The following is a 4,300-nucleotide window of genomic DNA, read 5'->3' on the forward strand; positions in this document are numbered from 1 at the left end:
AAGATCGAATTCATATCCGGATTGACCGATTTGATCTGTGGGATTGCATAACTTCCAATGGGAAACATGACAGATTCCCCACGGGCAAATGCTGTCATGCATCGTTATAACCGTATGCATACAATTTTTTCTGCATAATCCAAAAGCGCCCGCATCTTTTCTGCTACTGGTCCATACGTATCAGCAAATGTGGTATTTCCCATATTTACCTGGTTGCAAGTATCCGAATCAGTAAGTCCGACCGCCAGTGCATTCCAAGGAGCCAGACATGTCCATGCTCTCTTTGAAGCCCAGATACAATGGAAGCACTCCGCTTTGCTTTATTTCATCACATAGTGCCGTAAATTCCTGCCAGGTGGTCGGAACCTTCCAGCCATTTTCCTCAAATATATCTTTGTTATATAAAATTCCTGCCGCATTTGCCGCATATGGAAGAGCATACGTACCATCCTTTGGAATAAATTCCAGTTCCTTGTCCATATCCAGATATGCCTGCTTTACCGTCTGAACCTCATCCAAATCGGAAATATCTTCAAACAGGTCTGCATCTAAAAAGTTGGAATAGTTGATATCTCCTCCGATTGCAATGATATCCGGATAATCCTCGCCGGATAAAACGTGTCTTTAAAATAGTCATTGCTTCATTTGGCGATGAAATCGTCAGATGAATGTCATCATGTGCTTCATTAAACCTCTCTGCAATTCTTTCAAATGCCTTAACTGCTTCCGGTTTATAGGAAACCACTTCAATCTCGGTTTTTCCGTCTGTGCTTTTTTTACCACTGCATCCGGTAAATCCTGTTATGCACATGCCAAATGCAAACACAGCCGCAAAACCACGAAAAATACTTCTTTTTGCCATATTCCTCTCTCCTTTTCTGTAAGATATCCGCCTTTCTATTGATAACCCAATTATAACATACCTTTATGCGGCCTAAAATATCAGCATTTTTTATATTTTATACCAAAATGCAATATTTTATGTTATAATAGATGTTGATATCGCATTTTGGTATATAAAGTATATAAGGAGCATTTTATGAGCAATACATTATTTAATATTTTTCCAAATGAGAACTTTATCGATTTGTGTATGTATCAATTTGGATATGAAAAATGTGACCCTGGTCATTCTTTTGGTCCTGCAACACGCAATCACTACCTGTTCCACTACATTCTTTCCGGAACCGGAACACTTATGGCAGACGATGCAAAAGGCATAACACAGACTTATTCCGTAAAAAGCGGACAGGGATTTATGATTTTTCCAGGTCAGATTAACACCTACATTGCAGATGAACGGCTTCCGTGGGAATATATGTGGATTGAATTTGATGGCTTGCGCATAAAAGAGGCTTTAGGTGTCACAGATTTGTGTAAGAATGCACCTGTTTATCATTCCCACTCCAAAGAATTGCGTGAAAAACTTGCCGATGAAATGAATTATATCGTAAATCATCCTAATGAATCTTCTTTTCATCTCATTGGCCATCTGTATCTATTTATAGACTATCTGCTGCAGTCAGCCAAATCTACTAGGCTAGTCTCCAGTGGACGCATGAGTGATTATTATATAAAAGAAGCCATCAATTATATTGAACAGAATTTTCAGAATAACATTTCAATAGAAGATATCGCTGCAGTATGCGGCATTAACCGGAGCTATTTTGGAAAAATCTTCCGCAACTCAATTGGCCGCTCTCCGCAGGAATTTCTTATGAACTACCGTATGGTAAAGGCTACCGAATTATTAAAGCTGACATCCTTGTCTATTGCAGACATTAGTTCTGCTGTGGGATATGAAAACCAGCTTCATTTTTCCCGTGCCTTTAAAAATATTTATGGTATTTCTCCTCGAGAATGGCGGAATCAGAACAAGTAACAATAAATAAAAAATTCATATTTCATCACCTCACTCTATGACAAACTGATCATCCATTTACGCTTTTTAAATATAGCCAGTGACACAACCAGCCTGAATATTTCTTCCGTAGTAAGCAGCATATAAACACCAACGATTCCCCACTTAAATACATACGCCGCAAGCAGACACAGAGGAATTCCGATGCACCATGTACCAACAATATCAATCACCATGATAATTTTTGTATTGCCGCCACTCCTGATGATACCTCCGCCAAGTATCATGTTTTCCACCTTTACCGGTGCATACAGGGCAAATACGATCAGCAATATTTTTCCAAGTTCTTTTACACTGTCATCTACACGATACATTCCGGTATAGACTCCTGCCAGCAGAATCAGCAATGCAGATACCACAACTGCCCCAACTAATCCTGCATACATGATTTTCTTTGACTCTGTGTAAGCCTCATTATATTCTTTCCTGCCAAGTCTCTTGCCTACCATTACCCCGGCAGCTGCTGACAATCCACTCAATGCCCCTACGATCAATCCCTGTATCGGACAGGTAAGTGTATAAGCCGCCAGATTTGATGTTCCAAGATGTCCATATACCGCCGACTCCACATTTTGTCCCAGACTCCACAGAAATTCACTAACCAGAATCGGCATGATCATGATCAGATAATCCTTCATGGTAATCATTCTAAAATGCAGGGCCAGTACTGGCTGGTCTCCATCTTTTCTGATACATAGAATAAATCCTGCAACAATAAATACAAGGTTAAACAACTGGGAAATAAGTGTTGCGATTGCAGCCCCTTTTATCCCCATACTGGCAAATCCAAATTTTCCGAATATCAGCAAATAGTTTAGCCCTGTGTTGACAGCAACAGCTCCAAAACTTGCCAAAAATGGTATGGTGGCATGCTCCTTACAGCGCAGCCATGAGGAGAAAATATTGCTGACAGCCATTGGAATATAGGAAAACGCTACAATTCTGAAGTATACTGCTCCTGCACTTACAATACTGGTATCCTTAGTATAAAGTCCAAGAATCTGTGTTGAAAATCCACCTGCTGCCAGCAGAAACAGTGATGATATCAAAATCCCACAAATAAGACTCACATCAAAGCTGCACCATGCCTCTTTTGTATCTTCAGCTCCAATAAACTGTGCTATTAATATTCCCGCTACCGTACTTACCGCACCAATCACCACAGAAAAAATCAGAGAAAAATTACCGCATAGCCCAACTGCCGATATATTTGTCTCTCCTAACTGTCCTATCATGATCTGGTCAACAATGGAAAAGGATGCCTGCAGCATACTTTGCAAGGTGACAGGAATCGCTATTTTACACAATGATTTCATAAACCCAGACATTATAATTCCCTCGCACTTTCTCTTTTTATTAACTGAACCGATAACACGATCTCAGTCTCACATTCTGCTCCATCATGCATTGCTTCAAAACATTCTACCCTATATCATTTACTTCATAGGAATATCTGATATTCTGATTATATTGTACAAAAGGAATACTGATTTTACAAAGGTTAAGCGTGTAACCCATTACAAAATCTATGTTCATTTTTTGTGATATTTTACCAATAATTTACTGCATACTTTTAAAATTAGAAAACGCTCAAACTATCAGGGCTTGAGCTTCGTTTGTGCATTCGCATGTTCTGTTTTTGGATATAAAATTTCCGCTGTTAAATGGATACTTGACTTTTTGAAAATTATTGCTCTCAAATTTGTTCGGTTTTATCAAGTCTTAGTTCTTAATGTATATTCTTCTTTTTCTTTTCCGGCAATTGTTCCCATATACTCTCAACCAGTTCACACAAAAACTGCCGATCATCTACTTTATCAACCAAAATCATTTCTTTAGCGCCAGCATACGGCTGTTCCATCTCGGCTTCCGGCATTAGCTTCAACGCCACAGGGACAGGCTTCACCAACAGTCTGTCATCATATATTCCACCAAAAATCCTTCCACGGTAATAAAGGATATATTCGCCCATCATTGCCCGGCTGCTAACTTTATCCAGTCCTGATAATTGTTCCATAACAAAGTCCAAATACTCTTTTGTTGATGCCATACCCTTAATCTCTCCTTATAGGATGCCTGATTACTGTCTTCAGTTTCTCCGGCACTACCTTCCGCGCATCGCTCAGATAAATCTCGTGGTGCATTCTCCGATCCGTTATATCCAATGTGTATCCCTGTTCTTCCATAAACCTGTGCATTGCATCTACCGTAACAGGCTCATCATCATACGCTCCGATATGCATACACTGTACACACAGACCTTCCTCATAGGAAAAAAACTCAGCCTTAGAAAAATCCTGTTTTTTCTTTGCCGTAGCTTTCCTGACAGCCCAGTCGAAATCTTCCCTGGTAACAAAATCTGGCAATCGAATAACAGAG

Annotated in this window: 4 protein-coding genes and 1 pseudogene; 1 reads left to right on the plus strand and 4 read right to left on the minus strand. The window is 39.7% G+C overall.

What is annotated here, in order from left to right:
- Window positions 1-862, minus strand: a pseudogene (locus tag R1Y93_RS00545) (ABC transporter substrate-binding protein); the annotation flags it as partial.
- A gap of 177 nt (window positions 863-1,039) precedes the next feature.
- Between R1Y93_RS00545 and R1Y93_RS00550 the strand changes: the two are divergent.
- Complete coding sequence (locus R1Y93_RS00550; protein ID WP_500821228.1) at window positions 1,040-1,882, plus strand: AraC family transcriptional regulator; 843 nt, start codon at window positions 1,040-1,042, stop codon at window positions 1,880-1,882.
- A gap of 35 nt (window positions 1,883-1,917) precedes the next feature.
- Here R1Y93_RS00550 and R1Y93_RS00555 read toward each other — a convergent pair whose 3' ends face one another.
- The 3 genes from R1Y93_RS00555 to R1Y93_RS00565 form a co-directional block, all read right to left on the minus strand.
- Window positions 1,918-3,249: an MATE family efflux transporter gene (locus R1Y93_RS00555; RefSeq protein ID WP_500821229.1), complete on the minus strand. Its 1,332-nt coding sequence runs from the start codon at window positions 3,247-3,249 to the stop codon at window positions 1,918-1,920.
- A gap of 401 nt (window positions 3,250-3,650) precedes the next feature.
- A complete protein-coding gene (locus R1Y93_RS00560) occupies window positions 3,651-3,971 on the minus strand; it encodes a TfoX/Sxy family protein (protein ID WP_500821230.1) in 321 nt (106 codons plus the stop codon).
- A 4-nt stretch (window positions 3,972-3,975) separates the two neighbouring features.
- Window positions 3,976-4,300: GyrI-like domain-containing protein (locus tag R1Y93_RS00565; protein ID WP_500821231.1), on the minus strand; the 325-nt coding region annotated here is incomplete at its 5' end.

This window comes from Blautia sp. HA3515, assembly GCF_059933065.1.

Excerpts from the sequence above, each read along its gene's own strand:
- R1Y93_RS00550 (WP_500821228.1), top strand. The coding sequence starts at position 1,040 with ATGAGCAATACATTATTTAATATTTTTCCAAATGAGAACTTTATCGAT.
- R1Y93_RS00555 (WP_500821229.1), bottom strand. The coding sequence starts at position 3,249 with ATGTCTGGGTTTATGAAATCATTGTGTAAAATAGCGATTCCTGTCACC.
- R1Y93_RS00560 (WP_500821230.1), bottom strand. The coding sequence starts at position 3,971 with ATGGCATCAACAAAAGAGTATTTGGACTTTGTTATGGAACAATTATCA.